This is a genomic window from Geothermobacter hydrogeniphilus (assembly GCF_002898515.1).
Taxonomy (GTDB): domain Bacteria; phylum Desulfobacterota; class Desulfuromonadia; order Desulfuromonadales; family Geothermobacteraceae; genus Geothermobacter_A.
Genome location: NZ_PPFX01000011.1, coordinates 35,021 through 55,707 on the forward strand (window position 1 = coordinate 35,021; position 20,687 = coordinate 55,707).

The following is a 20,687-nucleotide window of genomic DNA, read 5'->3' on the forward strand; positions in this document are numbered from 1 at the left end:
GCCGGCAAAAGGTCGGCGGGAAGCCGGAAACCCCGGGCAGCACCCGGCCGGCGGCAGGCGTTCTCCCCCAGTTGAGGAGGAATTGACGATGAACCGGTCCCGCGGCCCCGGGATTCTGAGCCTGTTCTGTCTGCTCGCCCTGTTCCTTCCCGCTGCACCGGGACGGGCCTTCACGCTTGACGATTGCGTGGAGCTGGCCTTGCGGAACAACCCAGGGCTGCAGAAACAACGAATGGGGCCAGATCTCGCTCAGACCGACCTCTCCGCCCGGAAGGGACTGCGGTTCGGCAGGCTGGATGCCGTTTCTTCCTACACCCACTACAACCTGCCGCGGACCCTGGTTCCACTGACTCCGGGGGCCATCTTCGCCAACCCGGCGGGTGTTGCCACCACCGAGGATCTGTTTACAGTCGGAATTATCTACGAGATCCAGCTCTTTACCGGGTTCGCCCAGACCCGATCCATCGAGGCCGCCGCACTGCAGAAAGAACTGGCCGACGCCACCCTGAGACTGAGCCGGGAACAGCTGGTCTACAACGTGAAGACCCTTTACGTGAATATCCTCTCGTTCCAGGCCCGGGAAAAAGCCCAGCGAACCTATGTCGAGTCTCTGCAGCGACTCCACGAGCAGATCTCGCGGGAATTCCGGCTGGGCAAAAAGGCGCGCGTCGATCAACTGAAAGCCGCCGCCGAACTGGAAGCCGCCAAGGCAGAACTGGCGGGAACCGGAGCCAATATCGCGGCCACGAAAGCTGCCCTGGAAAGCCTGCTTAATCTCGACCGGCTTCCGCCGCTGGAGGAGATCAAGCTGTCCCCGGAGTCGGTCACGGCCGCCCAGGAGCAGCTTGTCGCCCGGCTGAAGGACACGAGTCGCCTGCGGATCGCCCGGCTGGCCAGGCTCAGAAACGCCAGGCTTGCCGACAAGGAGACCTCCGCCCTGTATCCCCAGATCGTCCTGAATGCCGGCTATGGGCAGAACTTCGGCCCCAACGACAGCAGCCATCCCGATTCCGGCGACTGGAACAACCATGAGGTCTGGCAGGTTGGCCTGAATCTCAAATGGAACATCTTCGATTTCGGCAACACTCGAAACAGGCTGGCAAAAGCCAGGATTGTCGAGCAGCAGAGCCGTTACCAGGAAACGGAAACCCTGCTCGAGCTGAAACGCGCCGTCAGCGAAGCGGTGACCAAGATCAATGCCGCCGTCAGCGATTATCTGAGCGCGCGGACCGAACTCGAACTGACCCGCCAGACCGCGCAGATTGAACAGGTCCGTTATGACCGAGGAGCCGCGACGCTCAACGACCTGCTTTACGCCAGGGCAAGGCATCTGCTGGCCGAAAGCCGCTTCATCGCCGCCGGCTATACCTATGAGGTCGCGAACTTCCACCTCGAGTATCTGCTCGAAACCGGAGACCAAAAATGAAGAAGACCCTCCTCGTTGTCCTGCTTGCCGGCCTGGTTGCCGCAGGTGGGATCCTGCTGAAAAAACGCTGGCAGGAAATTGCCGAAGCCCCGGTCGCGACGCTGCCGGTTCATTCCGTCAGAATAACGCTGCCAGAAACCCGGACGGTTTCCCGGACCGGCAGCTTTCTGGCCGAGCTGAAAGCAGCCAAAAGCGCCGAGATCTCCGCGAAGATTTCCGGACGGATCGTCCGGCTGCCGGTACACGAGAGCCAGCAGGTCCGCCAAGGCGAGATCCTGGTGCGGATCGACGACCGGGAACTCGTCGCCGGCATCAGGGCGCTGCAGTCGCGGCTGGTGGCAGCCAACAGGCAGCGGGATTACGCCCGGGCCGAACATGAACGGAACCTGGAGCTGTTCCGGGCCGGCGGCATCTCCCGGGAAAAACTCGAAGCATCCGAAGTCACCAGATCCTTCACGGACGCCGAGGTGGACGATCTGCAACAGAAAATCAACAGCCTGGAAAGTCAGCTCGACTATCTGAACATCCGGGCCCCGTTCGACGGGATTGTCGGCACTATCCTGCTGCGGGAAGGGGATCTGGCGGTACCCGGCAGGGCCATTCTTAGACTCAATTCCCTGCCCCGGAAATTGACCTTCCGTTTCGTTCCCGAAACCGTCAGGATCGAAACGGGGCAGGAGGTTCTGCACAAGGGCGGAAAGTTCGGTCGCGTCGCCCGGCTTTACAATGACGCCAGCGATGGGCTGGCGGTGGCCGAAGTTGTGCCGGACCGGGACATCGACCTGCCGGTCGGCAGTTTCCTGATGCTCGACGTGGTGCTTGGTACTGCAACCGGCTGTTCGCTGCCGGTCGAGGCTATCCTGCACCGGACGCAGGGCGTCAGCGTCATGCTCTACCAGGATGGCCGGTTCACCGAACTGCCGGTCAGCGTCCGGATGCAGGATTCCAGGTACGCCTTGGTGTCACCCTGCCCGACTCTGCCCGTGGCCCTGGCCCCGGAAACCCGGTTGAGCCTGTTGCCCGGCTACGGTCCGGTCAGGATTCTTTCGGAGCCGAAGGAATGACCGGCGACTGGATCGAACGCCTGCTGGGGCGTCCCTATTTCATCTATTCTTTTCTGGGCATGTTCCTGCTGCTCGGCCTCTTCGGGTACGAAAGACTCGACCGCAAGCTGTTCCCGGACTCCAACTACCCCGAAATTGCGGTAGTGATTGTCCAGCCGGGCGGCTCGGCCGGAACCATCGCCGCCAACATCAGTGTTCCGGTCGAGGAAGAACTCTACACTCTGGACAAGATCCGCCGGGTCTACTCGACCACCATCGACGAGGTCGCGGTGATCCGGGCCGAATTCGATTACGGCAAGGATCTGGAAATGGCGGCCAGCGATGTCAGCAATTCGCTCGGCAAGATCCGCTCGTCGCTTCCGGACGATATTCTCGAGCCCCAGGTACACAAGATATCCGCCGCCACCGCCCCGGTGCTGGTGATCGCTGTCAATCCCCGCCAGGCCGCTGTGCCGCTCGAGGATATCCGGATGCTGGCCGAACAGCGCCTGAAACAACGGCTGATCAAACTGCCCGGAGTCGCCAATGTCGAAGTTTTCGGTGGCTACAAGAAGGAACTCCAGATCATTGTTGACAAGGGAAAACTCGACCGCTACGGGCTGGGAATCGGCGACCTGCTGGCGGCGGTGCGGGCCAACAACCGCGATTACGCGCTCGGCTTCATCACCAGCGACCGCAGCCGCTACCTGCTCAGGTCCCCGGCGCGCGCGGAGAGCGTCGAAGAGCTCAGGGCATTGCACCTGAACACCGAGATCACTCTGGCCGATGTGGCGGACGTCTACTTCGGCCACTACGAGAACAGCGCCGCCTACTATGGCAACGGCAAGGCGGCCATTGCCCTGGCTGTCCAGCGCGGCCTCGACAGTGACGTGATCCGCACCATCGAAGGTGTCGAAGCGGAACTGGACGCCATCCGTTCCGAATACCCGCAGCTCGATTTCGAGATTACCGATACCCAGAAAGACACCATCGTCCAGTCGACCGACAACATGTTCGAGTCCCTGCGGGACGCGATTCTCATGTCGATCTTTGTGGTCTTTCTCTTCCTGGCCAGTTTCCGGCAGGTGCTGGTGGTGCTGGTCACCATCCCCCTGGTGTATGCTTCGACCGTCGCCCTGATGTGGCTGGTCGGCATCGAGTTCAATGTCGTGACCCTGACCGGGATCATCCTGGCGCTGGGGCTGCTGCTCGACGATGCCGTGGTGGTCATGGAAAATATCGAACGCCATTACCGGGAACTGGGGAAGGGAATCCGCAAGGCGGTCCTGGAAGGCACTCGGGAGATCATGTTCGCCGATCTTTCCGGCACGGTCACGACCATGATCGCCCTGGCCCCGATCCTCTTTGTCGGCGGCTACCCGCAGACCGTGTTCCGCCCCCTGGCCTCGACCCTGCTACTGGCGCTGGCGGCCTCCTATGTCATTTCAATCACGGCGGTCCCCCTGCTGTCACTGAAAATCCTGCCCCTCAACCACCCGCTGCTGCTTGCCGCCGAGGCCTTTTTTTACCGTCTCAGCAACCGGGCTAACGAGACGGTGCAGAATTTTTTTCGGCGTGCGGTCGAAGCGGCACTGGATCGCAAAGCGGTTGCCGTCATCTATTCGGCCGCCCTGTTGCTGCTGTTTGTCATCAGCGTAAGAATCGTGATGCCGACGGTTGGCAGGGAGTTGATGCCGCCCATGGATACCGGGGGCGTGCGCATTCACATCACCACTGCCCCCAATCTGCCGATTGCCGCCAGTCGGAAAATCGCTCGTCAAGTCAACCGGATCGTCACCGACGCCGGCCCGCTGGACTATCTTTCCACGACCATCGGCAGCGAGCCCGGGGTCCTGAGCATCGGCAGCGGGTCCGGCATCGACCACATCGCCGTGACCGCCACCTACGTCAACCGCTACAAGCGCAAGGAATCGGTCTGGGCGATCGAGCAGCGGCTTCGCGAGCGCCTGGCCCGGGTCGAAAACATCAAACAGCTGGAAGTGGTCGACTACGGAGCCACCGCCCTCTCCAGCATCCGCGCCAATATCGACATCATGCTGTCTGGCCCCGACCTCGAAGCCCTGGTGCGGGCCGGCGACCTGGTGGAACAGGCTCTCTACCGGGTCCGCGGCATCGTTTCGGTCGGCCGGACCTGGCATCTCGACAAAAGGGTCTACAATCTTGAAATCGACCGGGCCCGGGCCGCGCACTACGGCCTGGACAATGCCGCCATCACCAGCCAGCTCCAGGCCCTGCTGCGCGGTGCCCTGGTGAGCAGCTTTCCCGCCGGCAACAGCCTCGACTTCGGGGTGAGGGTCTGGCTGCCGTCCACCCAGCGCGACCGGCTCGAACTGTTCTCCACGCTCCTGCTCGACGCTCCCGTAGGGAAAATCCCGCTCGCGGCGATTGCCCGCATTCGACGCGACCTGGAACCTGGGCTTATCTCCCGGGAAGGGCTCGCTTACACGCTCAACGTCTACGGGTACCGTGAAAAGTCCGCCATCTCGCACATCATGGCGGAGTTTGAACGGATATTCGCCGGAACGGAACTGCCGCCTTCGGTCAGGATGGAGCAGGTTGGCGACATCCGCGAATTCAACAATTCAGCCGGGCGCATGGCCGGCGCGATCGGCTTTGCGGTCCTTCTGATCTTCTTCACCCTGATCCCCCTTTTCAATTCGATCCGAGTGCCACTGATGATCATCCTCTCGATTCCGCTGACCATCATCGGGGCGGCATGGGTCCTGCTGCTGCTCGGCTACCATGTTTCGATGCCGGCAATGATGGGTTTCATCCTGCTTTCCGGCATCATCGTGAACAACGCGATTTTGCTGATCCACTTCGCCCAGGAAAAAATCGCCGAAGGGCTGGATAAAAGGACGGCGATGATCGAAAGTATCCGCATCCGTACCCGGCCGGTCCTGATGACCGCGTTCGCCGTCGCGGCCGGAATGCTGCCGGTGGCCCTCGGCTCGGCCATCGGCCTGGAACGGCTGGCCCCGCTCGGCGCCGTGGCGATCGGCGGCTTGTTGGTTGGAACATTTCTGACCCTGGTCTTCATTCCGCTGATCTTCATCTGGACAACCAGGACCCCCTAGAGGACATTGCCTGGAGAAAGAGCCTTGTTATGCTTGCGGGACGTTGGTTGATTGTTGAATGAGAAAGTTGCTCATGAATTTCATCATCTACGAATATATTGATGTCTGCGCGAGAGGTTGAAGGAGCGTCTGTGGGAGGAGGAAAGAAAAGTAAAGCCGAGCCCTGAACAGGACCCAGCTTTCTCTCCAGGTAGAAAGGTAGAATATTGCAAGGCGGCTCAAAAGGTTGCAGATGCGAGGCGCCCGCCGGCCGAGGAGCGAGTCGTAGCGGCAGTTACGTCGCAGCGACGAGGCCAGGGGCAACGAAGCAGATGTGACCTTTTCAGCCGCCTACCCCTTGGTAGACCAGTGTCCGTGGAGGTTGCAGTACTCGCGGGCGGTCACGGCCGTGGCGGTGATCGGGAAGGTTGCTTCGGGAGCGTCGCCGGGGTTGAGAAACTGGCGGTAGACTTTGCCGTCGGCCAGCAGTTCGATCCACTCGATGTAGTGATCGTCCTGCATCGGGTGAGCGACACTGCCGATCTTGACGGTGATGCTGTCGGTGCCGATTTCGATCACCGGGACATGCTTTTCCAGTGCCGCGTCAACGGTATTCTCCGTCATCAGGGTCATTTTCTGGTTGCAGCAGACCAGCGGCGCGGCCCCGCTGTGCAGGACTTCAACGATGTTGCCGCAGAGTTCGCATTTGTAGACTTCGAGTTGTTTGGCCATCAATTTTCTCCTTGGTAAAGGGACGGATTCAGGGGTGAAAACAGAGGAAAGCTTACCACAGCCTGGCGGTTCTTCAAGTTGGCCGGGGGACGCTTCGAGTGTCTCCGGGGCTTGCCTTCGGCCATAGACCTGATATAAGGTTCCAATGTTATTTCCATGAGTTGCAACGATAGGAGCGCTTGATGAGCCGATTCAGCCTGTTCTCCGCCGGATTGCTGCTGTTCTTTTTCACCGGATCCCTGCCCGCCCTGGCCGGCCCGCCACCGGCGCCCGGGCCCAAGGTGCGCTGCCCGGTCTGCGGTATGTTTGTCGCGCCCTATGCCGCCTGGCAGTCGAGCATTCTTTACAGTGATGGTCACCGCGACTATTTTGACGGCCCGAAGGACCTGTTCCGGCAGTTCTTTTCTCTCGATGAGGCCGGCCTCAAGTCCGTCCGCGAGGTCTGGGTCACCGAGTACTATTCAACCCAGCCGATTCCGGCCGACGAGGTCTACTTCATCGGCGGCAGCGACGTGCTCGGCCCGATGGGAGAGGACCTGGTCCCGGTCAAGGGGCGCAAGGCGGCGGAAACCTTTCTCCGCGACCATGGCGGCAAGCGCATCCTGCAATTCGATGGTCACCAGCTGAATCCCGTGGCCGCGCAATGATCCACCGCTGGCAGCTGTTTACCGCCCTCAGCCTGTTGCTTTTCTTCCTGCTGGGAGCCTTGTGGCTGACCGGCAGCCGGCGCCGCGGGCGGGAAGATGGTTCGTTGCTGGCCGTCCGACGGCAGCTGGTCGCCGGTCTGCAGTTGACCGATTTTGCCATCTGGACCGAGGCGCGTTACACCCGGCATCCTTCCCAGGCCGATTTTTTCACCCCCTTCCAGGATTTCCCCGGAGCCCTGGAGCATTTCCCCGCAGGTTCCCTGCTGGCGCCGCCGGTTTCGCATCCGTTGACGCGGCTGCGGGTTGCCAAAGCGAAAAGGCCCTGATTCCGTGCGCCAGTTGAAGTTGCTGGAATATGCTCTCTCCGCTCTCTGGCGTCGCAAGGGGAAAACCACTGCCATCCTGGTGGTCTATGTCCTGACCGTGGCGGCGCTGGCATCGGTGCTGTTTCTCACGCAGTCGCTGCGCACCGAGGCCGAGCTGCTGTTGCGGGATGCGCCCGAGCTGGTGGTGCAGCGTCTGGCGGCCGGACGGCATGCCCTGATTCCGGAGGATTACGCCGCCGCCATCGCCGCTATCCCCGGGGTCGGCAAAGTTCAGCCGCGGATCTGGGGCTATTACTACGATGCCCTGACCAAGGCCAACTACACCCTGATCGGCGTGCGTTCGAAGCAGGGGCCGATGCCCCTGCTCGCCGGGCGGCTGCCGACCGGGGTGGATGAGTGTGCGGTCGGGCAGGGGGTGGCCGAGACGCGTGATGTCGAGGTCGGGGATGATCTGATTCTGATCGATGGTGACAATCTCGGCGTCAGCCTTGAGGTGGTGGGGGTTTTCTCCTCGGAATCGCGGCTGTTGACCAACGACCTGATCGTGCTTGAGGATGAGGCCCTGCGGCAGTTTTTCCGCCTGCCGGAAGGAGAGGCGACCGACCTCGCGGTGCAGGTCCACAATCCGCGTGAGGTCAACACCGTGGCCCGCAAGGTGGTGCGCCTGAAAGCGGATGCCCGGCCGATCACCCGCAGCGAGATTCTGCGTACCTACGATGCCGTTTTCAACTGGCGCAGCGGCATGTTGCTGTCGATTTTTATCGCCGCGCTGAGCGCTTTCGCTATCCTTGCCTGGGATAAGGCGACCGGGGTCAGTGCCGAGGAAAAACATGAAATCGGCGTCCTCAAGGCGATCGGCTGGGATACCGGGGACGTGCTGCTGCTGAAGTTCTGGGAAGGCCTGGCGCTGTCGCTGACCGCGGTGCTGCTCGGGCTGTTGGCGGCTTGGATCCATGTCTTCTGGTTCGGTGCCCCGCTGCTGGCGATGGTGGTCAAGGGCTGGTCGGTCCTCTTCCCGGCCTTTGACCTGGTGCCGCGGGTCGAACTGCAACAGCTGCTGGCGCTGATCCTGCTGACCGTTGCGCCCTACGTGGTGGCAACGGTGATTCCCTCCTGGAAAGCGGCGATAACCGACCCGGACACGGTGCTGCGGGGGTAACCCGTTATCGGGTCGCCATGTTCAAGGACAATTTCAACGCAGAGCGGGAGAGAAGGAGAGACGGAGAGATCGTAAAGTTAACTTCAGAAAAAAGATTTCTCTCCATCTCAGCCTCTCTCCGCCTCTGCGTTGAAAACAGGTTTTGACCTTCTGGGTGTCTTGGCGGCACCGAATATTGCAAGGTTCTGTCATGGTCCAACTGGAAAACGTCATCAAGGTCTACAACCCGCGCCGGCCCGACCGGGTCGAGGCGCTGCGTGGTCTGTCGCTGCGGATACCGGCGCAAGGGGTGAGCGTGTTGCGGGGGCCGAGCGGATCGGGCAAGAGTTCATTGCTGTCGCTGATCGGTTGCATGGCGCGGCCGACCAGCGGCCGGGTGCTGATCGAGGGGCGCGAGGTTTCGCGCCTGCCTGAGCGGTTTCTGACCGAGGTGCGGCGGGAAACGTTCGGTTTTATCTTCCAGCAGTTCAACCTGGTGCGGGCATTGTCGGTGCGGGAGAACGTGCTGCTGCCCCTCTATCCTCTCGCCGAGGGGTTTGCCGCCATGCGCCGCCGGGCGGATCGGCTGCTGGAGCAGTTCGGACTTGCCGACAAGGCGCGGCGCCGGGTCGCGACCCTTTCCGGCGGGGAACAGCAGCGGGTCGCCATCGCCCGGGCGCTGATCAATAATCCGCGCATCATTATTGCCGATGAGCCGACCGCCCATCTCGACAGCCGTCTTTCCGGCGAGCTGCTGACGGCTCTGCAGCAACTCGCCGTGGAGGGGCGCACGGTGATCATCGCCACCCATGATCGTCTGGCGGCCGAGCATCCGATGGTGGACCGGCGTTTTGAGTTGCGTGATGGGCTGCTGGTGGAGTCCGCGGCGTGATTCTCCATCCCGGTATCCTGGCGTTGCTGTTCGGTTCCGGGCTCTCCCTGCTGCTGCTGAGCCTGGCCGTGCCGCTGGCCATCCGGGTGCTGCGGCGCTGGGATCCCGCTTCCAGCGATGCCGGGCAACTGCTGCTGGAGAGGCAGACCTACCTGCTGTCGACCCTGGTCAGCTATGCCTGCGGTTTTCAGCTGCTGGCACTGCTGCTCTACGTCTTTACCGCCGATAATCTCCACCAGCAGTTTGTCGGCGCCATGTGCGCCACCGGCACCTTCAATGCCAATCCGGTCGGTTGGACGCTGCTGAAGCTGAAACTGCTGCTCTTTTTTGCCGCCGGTCTGTGGCTGGTTTTCAACAGCATCACCCGGCAGTCCGCCGACTATCCCCTGACGCGCCTCAAGTATGCCCTGCTGCTGGTGCTCTGGCCGCTGACGCTGCTCGACCTGGTCTGGCAGCTGCAGTTTTTCCACGGGCTTGAACCGCAGATCATCACCTCCTGCTGCGGGTCACTTTTCAGCGCCGCCGGCAGCGGGGTGGCCAGCGGTCTCGCTGAACTGCCGCTGGTGCCGATGATGTGGACGTTCTACGGCGGCGCCGCGCTGCTGCTGGTGTTACTCGCCGCGCAACTGCGATTCCGGGGGGGCTGGCTGCGGTACCTGGCGGCTGTCTGCGGGGTCGGTTTTTTCGGTCTTGCCCTGGCGGCGATGGTGACCTTCATTTCAGTCTACATCTACCAGCTGCCGAGTCACCATTGTCCCTTCGACATCCTGCAGAGCGGCTATGACTGGATCGGCTATCCGATCTACCTGGGGCTGTTCGGGGGCGTGTTCTGTACTCTGGTCACGGGGCTTTACGCATGGCTGCGGCGGGTGCCGTCGCTGGAACCGCTGGTGCAGAGAAAGGAACGTTTCTGGACCCTGGTGGCGCTGCTGCTGCTGGTGCTGTTCCTGGTCCTCAGCAGTTGGCCGGTGGTGACGGGGCCGTTCCGTATGGTGTATTCCTGATGGAACACCGGCGGGGGGCGCCCGCCAGCGCCTTACTTTTCTTGCTTGCCCAAGAAAAGTAAGCAAAAGAAGGGCACCCCGACGCAGCCATCCTGGCGGATGCCTTAACTCCGCTGTGCGTCTGCGGGAGGTAAAAAACTCGGCTGACGCCTCAGACAGTTTTTACCTCTGTTTCCGCAGACACTCCGCTCCGTTCAGTGTCTGCTAACGGGGGAATACAAAAGAACATGCCTTAACTTCTTGCGACGTGCTCAGGCTTCTCTCTCTCTCTGACAAAAAAGCCGACTCCTTACGAAGCCGGCTTTTTCAGCTATTGTTATGTTGTTCAGGCTGTTCACCCCGACTGTCCGAGCATCGCCCGGTAGTCCTCCTCGACCAGCAGCATGTGCTGGTGGGTGGAGCCGGCGTTGGCGAGGTAGACGTTGCGGATCGCCTCGTCATCGATTTTCGCCGCCATTGCCCGCAGCTGTTTTTCGAGGGTCTCCTCCTGCTCGATGGCCAGTTCCAGGGCCAGGCGCTCGTCGAAGTCGTTGAGCATCGCCTTCTGCAACGCCTTCCACCAGTCCGAATCGGTGTCTGGAGCAGCCGCCATCATGCTGTCGAAGTCGGGCAGATCATTGCCGGGGTAGGCCTGGTAGAAGGTCAGGGCATGCTGCCGCTCTTCCCGGCCGAGGATCTCGAACGTTTTTCGGACCCTGTCATCAACCGCCTTTTCGGCGGCAAAAAAATAATAATCCATCGCGTCCTTTTCAGTCTGGATCGCGTCCTTAAGGGCTTCATTCAGATCAAAATGCATGTGGAACCGCTCCTCCTGGATAGTATACAGTATACAAAGATAGCATGGTTGAAGCAGATAATTCCAGTTTAAAAAGGATGGACGGAATCCGACGGTGCCAAAACAGGAACGCCCCCGGAGGCTGTCTTCCGGGGGCGTTCTTTTCAACTGGAGCCGCTAATCCGATTCGAACGGACGACCTGCTCATTACGAGTGAGCTGCTCTACCAGCTGAGCTATAGCGGCCGATACAATCGCGGTCCTGTAATTACCTCAATTTGCCGGTCCTGTCAATGACCAGAATCCGTGCGGGGCGGAGAGTATGGCTCATTCCGTACGGACCTTGCTGATCGCCTCATCCCAGCCGGCGATCAATTCCCGTCTCAGCCCCGAGGTCATCTGCGGCTTGAAGTCTGACTGACACTGCCACTGTGCGGCGATCTCATCGAGGGATGCATAACTGCCGGCCTGCAGCCCGGCCAGACAGGCGGCCCCGAGGGCGGTGGTTTCGGTGACCTCCGGTCTTTCAACCGTCAGGTCGAGCAGGTCGGCGAGAAACTGGCAGAACCAGTTGTTGGCCACCATGCCGCCGTCGATTCGCAGGGCGGTGGGCGGCACCGCGCCGTCGGCGGCCATGGCGGTCATCAGGTCGCGGGTCTGGTAGACGACCGATTCGAGGGTGGCGCGGGCGATTTCGGCGATGCCGGTGTCGCGGGTCAGGCCGAAGAGGGCACCTCGTGCCTGCGGATCCCAGTGCGGAGCGCCGAGCCCGGTAAAGGCCGGGACCAGGTAGACACCGTGGTTGGAGCCGAGCCCGGCCGCCAGTTGTTCGGTCTCGGCGGCGTTGGTTATCAGTTTCAGGTTGTCACGAATCCATTGCACCGCCGCTCCGGCGATGAAGATTGAACCTTCGACGGCGTAGCTGGTGCGGCCGGCGATCCGCCAGGCGATGGTGGTCAGCAGCCGGTTGCCGGATCGGATCGGCGAATCTCCGGTGTTCATCAGCACAAAGCAGCCGGTGCCGTAGGTACTTTTGGTCATTCCCGGCGCGAAGCAGGCCTGGCCGATGGCGGCTGCCTGCTGGTCGCCGGCGATGCCGAGGATCGGCAGGCGGCAGCCGAAGATGGCCGGGTCGGTGGTGCCGAAATCGGCGGCGCAGTCTTTCACCTCCGGCAACAGGACGGCGGGGATATCGAACAGGGTGAGCAACTGCTGATCCCACCGCCGTTTGTGAATGTTGTACAACAGGGTGCGCGAGGCATTGGTGATGTCGGTGGCGTGGACCTTGCCGCCGGTCAGTCGCCAGAGCAGGTAGCTGTCGACGGTGCCGAAGGCCAGTTCGCCTTTTTCGGCCCGATGCCTGGCGCCGGGGATGGTCTCCAGCAGCCAGTGCAGCTTGCTGGCGGAAAAGTAGGGATCGAGCAGCAGCCCGGTGGCGGCGCTGACGCTCTCCTCATGACCCTGCCGTTTCAGTTCGGCGCAATAGTCGGCGGTGCGCCGATCCTGCCAGACAATGGCGTTGTGGAGCGGCCTGCCGGTCGCCCGCTCCCAGAGCAGGGTGGTCTCGCGCTGGTTGGTGATGCCGATGGCCTTGACCGCAGGGCATTTGGCCTCGGCTTCTTCGAGCGCGGCACGGCTGACTCTGAGGGTGCTGTTCCAGATATCCTCCGGGTCATGCTCCACCCAGCCGTTCTGCGGGTAGTGCTGGGGAAACTCCTGCTGCGCGCTGGAAACAATCCGGCCCCGGCGGTCGAAGACTATGGCCCGGGAGCTGGTGGTCCCTTGATCAATAGCGAGAAACATGAGTCCTCCTGAGGGCGGCCGATACGCACGCATCTGCTGCGTTGCTCGCACCTTCAGTCGCTGCGGAGTAGCTGCCGCTACACCTCACTCCTTCAGTTGCGAGACGCCTTGCAGCTACGCACGTCTCGACCGCCTCGAACCGTTTGTGCTGGGGCGGGCGATACGCACGCATCTCTTGCAAGCATGGCCGGTTCCGATAGAATGTCAACCAGTGAAACGTTAAAAACGCAATGATTCAATGTGGATAACCACGACATAGGGGGAGGACCGATGGGCATCGGCCGGGAACAGACGCTGCAGACCCTGCGCGGCGGCAAGACGTTTGATCTGCTGGTGATCGGCGGCGGTGCCACCGGCTGCGGCATCGCTCTTGATGCCGCCAGTCGCGGGCTGCGGGTGGCGCTGGTCGAAAAGCAGGACTTCGCCGAGGGCACCAGCAGTCGCAGCACCAAGCTGGTGCATGGCGGGGTGCGCTACCTGGAGGCGGCGATCCTGCACGTCGACCCGGTTCAGTACCACCTGGTTCGGGACGCGCTGCGCGAGCGCGGCATCCTGCTGCGCAACGCTCCCCACCTGGCGCGCCGGCTGCCGCTGGTCACGCCGCTCTACCGCTGGCTGGAAATTCCCTACATCTGGATCGGCCTCAAGCTCTACGACCTGCTGGCCGGCGGCTTGGGGATCGGCCACAGCCGGCTGCTGGGACGGCGCCAGGCCCTGCGGCGCTTCCCGCTGCTGCGCCGTGCCGGACTCAGGGCCGGGGTGCTCTACTATGACGGCCAGTTCAATGACGCGCGCATGGCCCTGACCCTTGCGCTCAGCGCCAGGGAGCGGGGGGCGGTGATCCTCAATCGCCTGGCGGCGATGGGACTGCTGAAAGAGCAAGGGCGGCTGGTTGGCGCCGAACTGGAAGATCAGCTGGACGGGGGCCGTTTTGCGCTTCGGGCTCGCGGAGTCATCAACGCCGCCGGTCCCTTTGTCGACCGGGTCCGGCGGTTGGATGACCCGGCCGCGATGGCCATCCTGCAGCCGAGCTCCGGGGTCCATATCGTCCTCGACCAGCGTTTTGCCCTGCCCAATGTCGGTCTACTGATTCCCAAGACCGAGGATGGCCGGGTGCTGTTCGTGCTGCCCTGGGAGGGGCACGCGCTGATCGGCACCACCGACGAGCCGGCCGAGGTCCGTGAACATCCGCGGCCGCTCGAAGAGGAAATCGCCTACCTGCTGCGCCATGTCGGCCGCTATTTCAACCTGCAGGTGACGCCCGGGGATGTCAAGAGCGCCTGGTGCGGGTTGCGGCCGCTGGTGCGTGATCCGAAGGCTTCTGATACCGCCAGACTTGCGCGCGACCATGTTATTGAGGTCAGCTCTTCCGGTTTGCTGACCATCGCCGGGGGCAAGTGGACCACCTACCGCAAAATGGCGCAGGATGCCGTCGATCATGCCGTCAGGGTCTTCGGACTCAATCCGCTGCGGGACTGCCGCACCGAACAGCTGCCGCTGGTCGGTGCCGGTGGTAACTGGCAGGAGATCGAGACTGAGCTGCGGGAGGAATTCGGGCTGTCCGCGGATCTCAGCGGGCATCTCTATCATGCCTATGGGGACCGGGCGTCGGCCGTGGCCCGATTGGCCGCCGGAGGGTTGACGGCCCGGCTGGACGAGAACCATCCCTTTATCGAGGCCGAGGTTGTTTACGCCGCCCGCTTTGAAATGGCGGTGCATGCCGTCGATGTGCTGGCCCGACGTCTGCCGCTGGCCCTGCTTGACCGGGACGCGGCCCGGGGGGCGGCATCCCGGGTGCTGGAGCTTCTGGCGGGGGAACTCGGCTGGGATGCAGAACGGCACTCGCAGGAGGCCGCGCTGGTTGAGCAGCGGCTACGGGAAGGCCTGTAGGAAATCCCCCCTCCCTGGAAAGGGGGAGGTTCCCTTCCATCCTCACAAGCTCGGCAGCAGTTTCTCCGGGATCAGGTCATTGTAGGCCCCGTTGCGGACCAGTTCCCCGGCTTGCTGAATGTCCGGCGCGAAGTAGCGATCCTGGTCGTAGAAGGGGACCCGCGCGCGCAGGCGGCTCCTGGCCTCTTCGAGGGGACGCGAGGTTTTCAGCGGCCTGCGGAAATCGACCCCCTGGCAGGCGGCCAGCAGCTCGACAGCGAGAATGCCGGCGCTGTTGTCGGCCATGTCGCGCAGTCTGCGGGCGGCGAAAGTAGCCATCGAGACATGGTCCTCCTGGTTGGCCGAGGTCGGCAGGCTGTCGACGCTGGCCGGGTGGGCGAGGGTTTTGTTCTCGCTTGCCAGGGCCGCGGCGGTGACCTGGGCGATCATGAACCCGGAGTTGAGACCGCCCTTTTCGACCAGGAACGGTGGCAGCTTGCTCAGGTTGCTGTCGATCAGCAGGGCGATGCGCCTCTCGGCCAGGGCGCCGATTTCGGCGATCGCCAGGGCCAGGTTGTCGGCGGCCATCGCCACCGGCTCGGCGTGGAAGTTGCCGCCGGAGAGGATGTCGCAGTCGGCGCTGAAGACCAGTGGGTTGTCGGAGACGGCATTGGCCTCGGTGACCAGCACCCGCGCGGCATGGCGGATCTGCTCCAGGCAGGCGCCCATCACCTGCGGCTGGCAGCGCAGCGAGTAGGGGTCCTGGACCGCCTCGCAGTTGCGGTGGGAATCCTCAATTTCACTGCTGTCGAGCAGACTGCGGTAGGCGGCGGCGGTGTCGATGCAGCTCTGATGACCGCGGACGGCGTGAATCCGCTCGTCGAAGGGTTTACGGCTGCCGAGGGCCGCCTCAACGCTGAGACTGCCGCCGACCAGGGCGGCGGCGAACAGGTCCTCGGCGGCGAACAGGCCGCGCAGGGCGAAAGCGGTCGAAGCCTGGGTGCCGTTGAGCAGCGCCAGTCCCTCCTTGGGGGCCAGCCGGAACGGTTTCAGACCGGCGATCTCCAGCCCCTTGCGACCCGGCAGCCGCCGGCCGTGGTGCAGCACCTCCCCCTCGCCGAGCAGCACCGTCGCCATGTGCGCCAGCGGCGCCAGATCGCCGGAGGCGCCGACCGAGCCTTTTTCCGGGATGCAGGGATAAACCTGAGCGTTGAGCAGGCGGATCAGTGCTTCGATCACCTCGCGGCGGATGCCGGAGTAGCCCCGCGCCAGGCTGTTGATCTTCAGTACCAGCAACAGCCGCACGGTCGCTTCGCGCATGAACGCACCGATCCCGGCGGCATGGGAGAGGACGATGGAGCGCTGCAGGGTTTCCAGTTCGTCGTTGGGGATGCGGGTGTTGGCCAGCAGGCCGAAGCCGGTATTGACCCCGTAGACCACCCGTCCCTGCTCGATGACGTCGTGAACGGTGGCGGCCGATCGGTCGATCGGCTCCGCGGCTTCAGGGCTGAGACTGAGTTCAACCGGCTGCGCCTGGACCTTGCGCAGGGTGGCGAGGTCGAGTTGGCCGGGGGTGAGTTGCAGTTTGAACATGGTGTGACTCCGTGGTGTCAGTTTTTTGGTGCCGCCAAGTCGCCAAGAACGCCAAGAAAGGCAAAAATTCATTTAACGGAGAGGCGGAGAGGGGCAGAGCCAGAGAGAGTTTTTGGGTTTAAAATCAAAACCTGATTTTGATTTTCTCAGCCTTCTCTCCCTCTCTGCGACTCTCCGTTAAAAAGTTTTTTTGCACTCCTGGCGGTATCTTAGCGGCGGAATGAGATTTCATTTTCGCAGCATCGGCAGATCCAGCCCCTGCTCCTTCGCGCAGTCTCGGGCGATCTGGTAGCCAGCGTCGGAATGGCGCATGACGCCGCTGGCGGGATCATTCCACAAGACCCTTCGCAGGCGCTCCTCGGCCGCGTCTGTGCCGTCGGCGACGATCACCAGTCCGGCGTGCTGGCTGAAACCCATGCCGACCCCGCCGCCGTGGTGCAGGCTGACCCAGGTGGCGCCGCCGGCGGTGGAGAGCAGGGCGTTCAGGAGCGGCCAGTCGGAAACCGCGTCGGAGCCGTCGAGCATCCCCTCGGTTTCGCGGTTGGGGCTGGCGACCGAGCCGGAATCGAGATGGTCGCGACCGATCACCACCGGGGCCCGCAGTTCACCGCTTTTGACCATCTGGTTGAAGGCGATACCGAGACGGGCGCGGTCCTTGAGTCCGACCCAGCAGATGCGTGCCGGCAGTCCCTGGAAATGGATGCGTTCCTTCGCCATTTCAAGCCAGTGGTGCAGGTGCGGATCGTCCGGGATCAGCTCCTTGACTTTGGCGTCGGTCTTGTAGATGTCCTCCGGGTCGCCGGAGAGTGCCGCCCAGCGGAATGGACCGATTCCTTCGCAGAACAGCGGCCGGATGTAGGCGGGCACGAAGCCGGGGAAGTCGAAGGCGGTTTTCACCCCCTCTTCGAGTGCCATTTGGCGGATGTTGTTGCCGTAGTCGAAGGTGGCGGCGCCGCGCCGCTGCAGTTCGAGCATCGCCTCGACGTGTCGGGCCATCGACTGCTTCGCGGCCTTGACCACCCCCTGCGGATCGTTCTGCCGCCGCTCATCGGCCTGCTCCAGGCTCCAGCCCGCCGGCAGGTAGCCGTTGAGCGGATCGTGGGCGCTGGTCTGGTCGGTGCAGACATCGGGGGTTATTCCCCTTTCGACCAGTTCCGGCAGCACCTCGGCGCAGTTGCCGAGCAGCCCGACGGAGACCGGTCTGCGTTCTTTGCCGGCCTGTTCGATCAGTTGCAGGGCGCTGTCGAGGTCGGTCACCTTGCGGTCTAGATAGCCGGTCTGCAGGCGCTTGTCGATGCGCGATTCGTCGCATTCCACCGCCAGCATCGAGAACCCGGCCATGGTCGCCGCCAGCGGCTGGGCGCCGCCCATGCCGCCGAGGCCGCCGGTGAGAATCCAGCGCCCGGCGGCATCGCCGCCGAAGTGTTTTTTCGCCACCGCGACGAAGGTCTCGTAGGTGCCCTGGACGATGCCCTGCGAGCCGATGTAGATCCAGGAACCGGCGGTCATCTGGCCGTACATCATCAGCCCTTTACGGTCGAGTTGGTTGAAATGCTCCCAATCGGCCCAGTGCGGCACCAGGTTGGAATTGGCGATCAGCACTCGCGGCGCGTCGGGATGGGTCGCAAAGACGCCGACCGGCTTGCCTGACTGCACCAGCAGGGTTTCATCGTCGCGCAGGCGCCTGAGCACTTCGACGATCTTGTCGAAACACTCCCAGTCGCGGGCGGCGCGGCCGATGCCGCCGTAGACCACCAGCTCTTCGGGGCGTTCCGCTACTTCGGGGTCGAGGTTGTTCATCAGCATCCGCAGCGGCGCTTCGGTCAGCCAGCTGCCGGCGCTCAGTTCGGTGCCGCGCGGGGCGCGGATCACCCGGTTCGGGTCGTGTCGGTTGGACATGGGTTGCTCCTTGTTTAGCAAGAGTGTCAGCAAGAGCACAAAGCAAGTTTTAACGCAGAGGTGGAGAGAAGCAGAGACGGAGAGCATTCTTTGAATCTTTTTTTTTCCGAAAAACCTCATCCTTTGCTTTTCTCTGCGGTCTTTTCCTCTCTGCGGCTCTGCGTTAAATTGTTTTCTGTTTTTCTTTGGCGCCTGTTCCTTTTTCATTTCTCCAGCGAACTCAGCAGCAGGTGGCAGAGCCTCGCCGCCACCTTCGCCGTGCGTCCGTCGATGTCGTACTCGGGGTTGTACTCGGCGATGTCAGCCAGGCGCAGTTTCTTTCCCGCCTGGCGGCGGATCCGTTCCAGCAGGTGTTCGAGGATTTCCAGTGGCAGACCGCGGGCCGCCGGGGCGCTGACGCCGGGGGCGACGGCGGCCGGCAGGACATCAAGGTCGATGCTCAGGTAGAGGGCGTCGCAGCCGGCGATGAAATCGTGCAGCCTGCTCTTGACCGGGGCCAGGTTCCAGGGGACCAGCCCGCGATCCTCGATGATGACGGTCCCCAGTTCAGCGGCGCGACGGAAGAGGGCGGCGCTGTTGGCCGGGCGGCTGATGCCGAGGCAGAGGTAGCTGAAAGGCCGGGCGGCCTCGCGTGCCATGTCGGCGATCTGGGCGAAGGGGGTGCCGGAGTTGGCGCGGGGGGCGTTGCGCAGGTCGAAATGGGCGTCGCAGTTGATGACCCCGAGGCGGCCGGTCTGCTTGTCTCTCTGCAGGTGGCGCAGCATGCCGCAACCGCTGCCGCAGGCGATCTCATGGCCGCCGCCGAGCAGCAGGGGAAAATGACCGGCATCCAGCAACGCCGCGACCATCCCGGCCTGCTCCTCCTGCAGCGCTTCGAGGTTGTCCCCGTTAATAATCAGGTTGCCGGCATCGTAGAGAGGACCGTCAAGATGCCAGGCCTGTCCGGCCAGGGCGCGGCGGATGGCATCGGGCCCGGCGGCGGCGCCGGAGCGGCCCTGGTTGCGGCTGACACCGGCATCGCTGCAGACACCGAGGATGACCCGGCCCGGTTCAGCGTCACGCGGCAGCGGTTTCACCCGCTGGTGCCAGCGCAGCGCCTCCGGTCCGTCGGCACTGTCGATTCGCCCGCTCCAGAGGCTCATGTCAACCGGTCGCTTCATGAACGATCTCCCCGTTAAAGATACGCTGCCGAGGCGAAAAAGTTCCGACCTCGGCGGCCAGCTGGTCCGGATGAGCAATATTCCAGAGCAGCAGATCGGCCCGGTAGCCGGGCGCGAGGATGCCGAGCTGATCGCCCAGTCCCAGGGCGCGGGCGGCATGGCGGGTGACCCCGGCCAGGGCGTCCTCCGGCGAGAGCCCGAACAGCACGCAGCCCATGTTCATCGCCAGCCGCAGCGAGGCCAGCGGCGAACTGCCGGGGTTGAGATCGGTTGCCAGGGCGATGGAAACCTGTCGCTTGCGCAGTTCCTGTACCGGCGGCCGCCGGGTTTCGCGGAGATAATAAAAGGCTCCCGGCAACAGCGTGGCAACGGTGCCGGATGTCTTGAGAGCGGCAATCCCTTCATTGTCGAGGTGTTCGAGATGGTCGACCGACCAGGCGCCATGGCGCGCACCCAGGGCCGCGGCACCGCTGTTGCCGAGCTGTTCGGCATGCAGCTTGAGGCCGAGGCCATGGCGCCGCGCGGTCCGCAGCAGGCGTTCTGTCTGCTGCGGGTCGAAGGCGATGCTCTCGCAGAAGACGTCCATCGCGTCGGCCAGACCTTTGGCTGCCACCTCGGGCAGTAGCCGCTCACAGATCAGCTCGACATAGTCATCGGCCCGCCCGGCGAATTCGGGCGGGACGGCATGGGCGGCCAGCAGGGTGGTGCGGACGCGCACCGGGAATTCTTCGCCCAGGGCGCGGGCGGCCCGCAGCATTTTCAGCTCATCATCGCAGGTCAGCCCATAGCCCGACTTGATTTCGACCGTCGTCACCCCTTCGTTGAACAGGGCCCGCAGGCGGGGCCGCGCCTGAGCGATCAGGTCACGTTCGCAGAGGGCGCGGGTGGCCCTGACGGTGGCGAGGATGCCGCCGCCGTCCCGGGCGATCTCGGCGTAGCTGGCGCCGGCGAGCCGTCGGGTGAATTCGCCGCTGCGCTGACCGCCCCAGATCAGGTGGGTGTGGCTGTCGATCAGCCCCGGTGTCAGCCAGGCGCCCCCGGCATCGATTGGTTTGCCCGGTAGGGCGTTCAGGTCAAGCTCCGTCATGGGGGCCAGCGCCCGGATCCGTCCCCGGCAGACACCGAGGACGCCCTGTTCAACGATGCCGTAGGGGCCGGGACGCTGCGGGTCCATGGTCGCCAGGTTGGCGTTGATCCAGATCTGTTCACATTGCTGCCAGGGGGCTTGCATCGGCTCTCCTTCGAGTTATTCTTTGACTTGTCTTATAATTGTATATACAATGCTAGACAAATAGCAAGGGCGT

16 protein-coding genes and 1 tRNA gene are annotated in these 20,687 nt (G+C 63.2%); 9 read left to right on the forward strand and 8 right to left on the reverse strand.

What is annotated here, in order from left to right:
* Positions 1-88 precede the first annotated feature (88 nt).
* The 3 genes from C2E25_RS06655 to C2E25_RS06665 are packed head-to-tail and all read left to right on the forward strand — an operon-like array spanning position 89 to position 5,567.
* Positions 89-1,426 (forward strand): TolC family protein, encoded by a 1,338-nt coding sequence (locus C2E25_RS06655; protein ID WP_103114983.1) that lies wholly within the window; start codon positions 89-91, stop codon positions 1,424-1,426.
* Positions 1,423-2,490, forward strand: coding sequence for an efflux RND transporter periplasmic adaptor subunit (locus tag C2E25_RS06660; RefSeq protein WP_103114984.1), 1,068 nt, complete (start codon positions 1,423-1,425; stop codon positions 2,488-2,490). The genes C2E25_RS06655 and C2E25_RS06660 overlap by 4 nt, the downstream gene beginning before the upstream one ends.
* Positions 2,487-5,567, forward strand: a complete 3,081-nt coding sequence (locus tag C2E25_RS06665; protein ID WP_103114985.1) for an efflux RND transporter permease subunit — start codon at positions 2,487-2,489, stop codon at positions 5,565-5,567. The genes C2E25_RS06660 and C2E25_RS06665 overlap by 4 nt, the downstream gene beginning before the upstream one ends.
* A 330-nt stretch (positions 5,568-5,897) precedes the next feature.
* Here the strand turns inward: C2E25_RS06665 and C2E25_RS06670 are convergent, their stop codons facing one another.
* The gene (locus C2E25_RS06670) at positions 5,898-6,278 is read right to left on the reverse strand and encodes a desulfoferrodoxin (RefSeq protein ID WP_103114986.1); all 381 of its coding nucleotides are present in this window, start codon (positions 6,276-6,278) and stop codon (positions 5,898-5,900) included.
* A gap of 182 nt (positions 6,279-6,460) precedes the next feature.
* Between C2E25_RS06670 and C2E25_RS06675 the strand changes: the two genes are divergently transcribed.
* The 5 genes from C2E25_RS06675 to C2E25_RS06695 all read left to right on the forward strand — a co-directional run bounded on the left by C2E25_RS06675 (position 6,461) and on the right by C2E25_RS06695 (position 10,285).
* Positions 6,461-6,925, forward strand: a complete 465-nt coding sequence (locus tag C2E25_RS06675) for a nitrous oxide reductase accessory protein NosL (RefSeq protein WP_103114987.1) — start codon at positions 6,461-6,463, stop codon at positions 6,923-6,925.
* Entirely contained in the window at positions 6,922-7,251 is a 330-nt protein-coding gene (locus C2E25_RS06680; protein ID WP_103114988.1) for a hypothetical protein, read from the forward strand. The genes C2E25_RS06675 and C2E25_RS06680 overlap by 4 nt, the downstream gene beginning before the upstream one ends.
* A 4-nt stretch (positions 7,252-7,255) precedes the next feature.
* Positions 7,256-8,410 (forward strand): ABC transporter permease, encoded by a 1,155-nt coding sequence (locus C2E25_RS06685; RefSeq protein ID WP_103114989.1) that lies wholly within the window; start codon positions 7,256-7,258, stop codon positions 8,408-8,410.
* Between the two features lie 190 nt (positions 8,411-8,600).
* Complete coding sequence (locus C2E25_RS06690; RefSeq protein ID WP_103114990.1) at positions 8,601-9,281, forward strand: ABC transporter ATP-binding protein; 681 nt, start codon at positions 8,601-8,603, stop codon at positions 9,279-9,281.
* Positions 9,278-10,285 (forward strand): hypothetical protein, encoded by a 1,008-nt coding sequence (locus tag C2E25_RS06695; protein WP_103114991.1) that lies wholly within the window; start codon positions 9,278-9,280, stop codon positions 10,283-10,285. Before C2E25_RS06690 ends, C2E25_RS06695 begins: the two co-directional genes overlap by 4 nt.
* Before the next feature lie 334 nt (positions 10,286-10,619).
* Here C2E25_RS06695 and C2E25_RS06700 read toward each other — a convergent pair whose 3' ends face one another.
* The 3 genes from C2E25_RS06700 to glpK all read right to left on the reverse strand — a co-directional run bounded on the left by C2E25_RS06700 (position 10,620) and on the right by glpK (position 12,862).
* Positions 10,620-11,081, reverse strand: a complete 462-nt coding sequence (locus C2E25_RS06700) for a ferritin-like domain-containing protein (protein ID WP_103114992.1) — start codon at positions 11,079-11,081, stop codon at positions 10,620-10,622.
* Between the two features lie 148 nt (positions 11,082-11,229).
* Positions 11,230-11,305, reverse strand: a tRNA-Thr gene (locus tag C2E25_RS06705).
* A gap of 81 nt (positions 11,306-11,386) precedes the next feature.
* Positions 11,387-12,862 (reverse strand): glycerol kinase GlpK, encoded by a 1,476-nt coding sequence (glpK, locus tag C2E25_RS06710; protein ID WP_103114993.1) that lies wholly within the window; start codon positions 12,860-12,862, stop codon positions 11,387-11,389.
* Between the two features lie 270 nt (positions 12,863-13,132).
* Between glpK and C2E25_RS06715 the strand changes: the two genes are divergently transcribed.
* The gene (locus tag C2E25_RS06715) at positions 13,133-14,752 is read left to right on the forward strand and encodes a glycerol-3-phosphate dehydrogenase/oxidase (protein ID WP_103114994.1); all 1,620 of its coding nucleotides are present in this window, start codon (positions 13,133-13,135) and stop codon (positions 14,750-14,752) included.
* A gap of 42 nt (positions 14,753-14,794) precedes the next feature.
* Here C2E25_RS06715 and hutH read toward each other — a convergent pair whose 3' ends face one another.
* From hutH to hutI, 4 genes are all read right to left on the reverse strand, one after another.
* Positions 14,795-16,324 (reverse strand): histidine ammonia-lyase, encoded by a 1,530-nt coding sequence (gene hutH, locus C2E25_RS06720; RefSeq protein ID WP_103114995.1) that lies wholly within the window; start codon positions 16,322-16,324, stop codon positions 14,795-14,797.
* Between the two features lie 228 nt (positions 16,325-16,552).
* The gene (gene hutU, locus C2E25_RS06725) at positions 16,553-18,223 is read right to left on the reverse strand and encodes a urocanate hydratase (protein WP_103114996.1); all 1,671 of its coding nucleotides are present in this window, start codon (positions 18,221-18,223) and stop codon (positions 16,553-16,555) included.
* A gap of 203 nt (positions 18,224-18,426) precedes the next feature.
* Positions 18,427-19,383, reverse strand: coding sequence for a formimidoylglutamase (gene hutG, locus C2E25_RS06730; protein ID WP_103114997.1), 957 nt, complete (start codon positions 19,381-19,383; stop codon positions 18,427-18,429).
* Entirely contained in the window at positions 19,367-20,614 is a 1,248-nt protein-coding gene (gene hutI, locus C2E25_RS06735) for an imidazolonepropionase (RefSeq protein ID WP_103114998.1), read from the reverse strand. The genes hutG and hutI overlap by 17 nt, the downstream gene beginning before the upstream one ends.
* Positions 20,615-20,687 lie beyond the last annotated feature (73 nt).

Bases quoted from the DNA above. Each gene is read 5' to 3' on its own strand.
- C2E25_RS06655 (WP_103114983.1), top strand. From the start codon at position 89: ATGAACCGGTCCCGCGGCCCCGGGATTCTGAGCCTGTTCTGTCTGCTC.
- C2E25_RS06660 (WP_103114984.1), top strand. From the start codon at position 1,423: ATGAAGAAGACCCTCCTCGTTGTCCTGCTTGCCGGCCTGGTTGCCGCA.
- C2E25_RS06665 (WP_103114985.1), top strand. From the start codon at position 2,487: ATGACCGGCGACTGGATCGAACGCCTGCTGGGGCGTCCCTATTTCATC.
- C2E25_RS06670 (WP_103114986.1), bottom strand. From the start codon at position 6,278: ATGGCCAAACAACTCGAAGTCTACAAATGCGAACTCTGCGGCAACATC.
- C2E25_RS06675 (WP_103114987.1), top strand. From the start codon at position 6,461: ATGAGCCGATTCAGCCTGTTCTCCGCCGGATTGCTGCTGTTCTTTTTC.
- C2E25_RS06680 (WP_103114988.1), top strand. From the start codon at position 6,922: ATGATCCACCGCTGGCAGCTGTTTACCGCCCTCAGCCTGTTGCTTTTC.
- C2E25_RS06690 (WP_103114990.1), top strand. From the start codon at position 8,601: ATGGTCCAACTGGAAAACGTCATCAAGGTCTACAACCCGCGCCGGCCC.
- C2E25_RS06700 (WP_103114992.1), bottom strand. From the start codon at position 11,081: ATGCATTTTGATCTGAATGAAGCCCTTAAGGACGCGATCCAGACTGAA.
- glpK (WP_103114993.1), bottom strand. From the start codon at position 12,862: ATGTTTCTCGCTATTGATCAAGGGACCACCAGCTCCCGGGCCATAGTC.
- C2E25_RS06715 (WP_103114994.1), top strand. From the start codon at position 13,133: ATGGGCATCGGCCGGGAACAGACGCTGCAGACCCTGCGCGGCGGCAAG.
- hutH (WP_103114995.1), bottom strand. From the start codon at position 16,324: ATGTTCAAACTGCAACTCACCCCCGGCCAACTCGACCTCGCCACCCTG.
- hutU (WP_103114996.1), bottom strand. From the start codon at position 18,223: ATGTCCAACCGACACGACCCGAACCGGGTGATCCGCGCCCCGCGCGGC.
- hutG (WP_103114997.1), bottom strand. From the start codon at position 19,383: ATGAAGCGACCGGTTGACATGAGCCTCTGGAGCGGGCGAATCGACAGT.
- hutI (WP_103114998.1), bottom strand. From the start codon at position 20,614: ATGCAAGCCCCCTGGCAGCAATGTGAACAGATCTGGATCAACGCCAAC.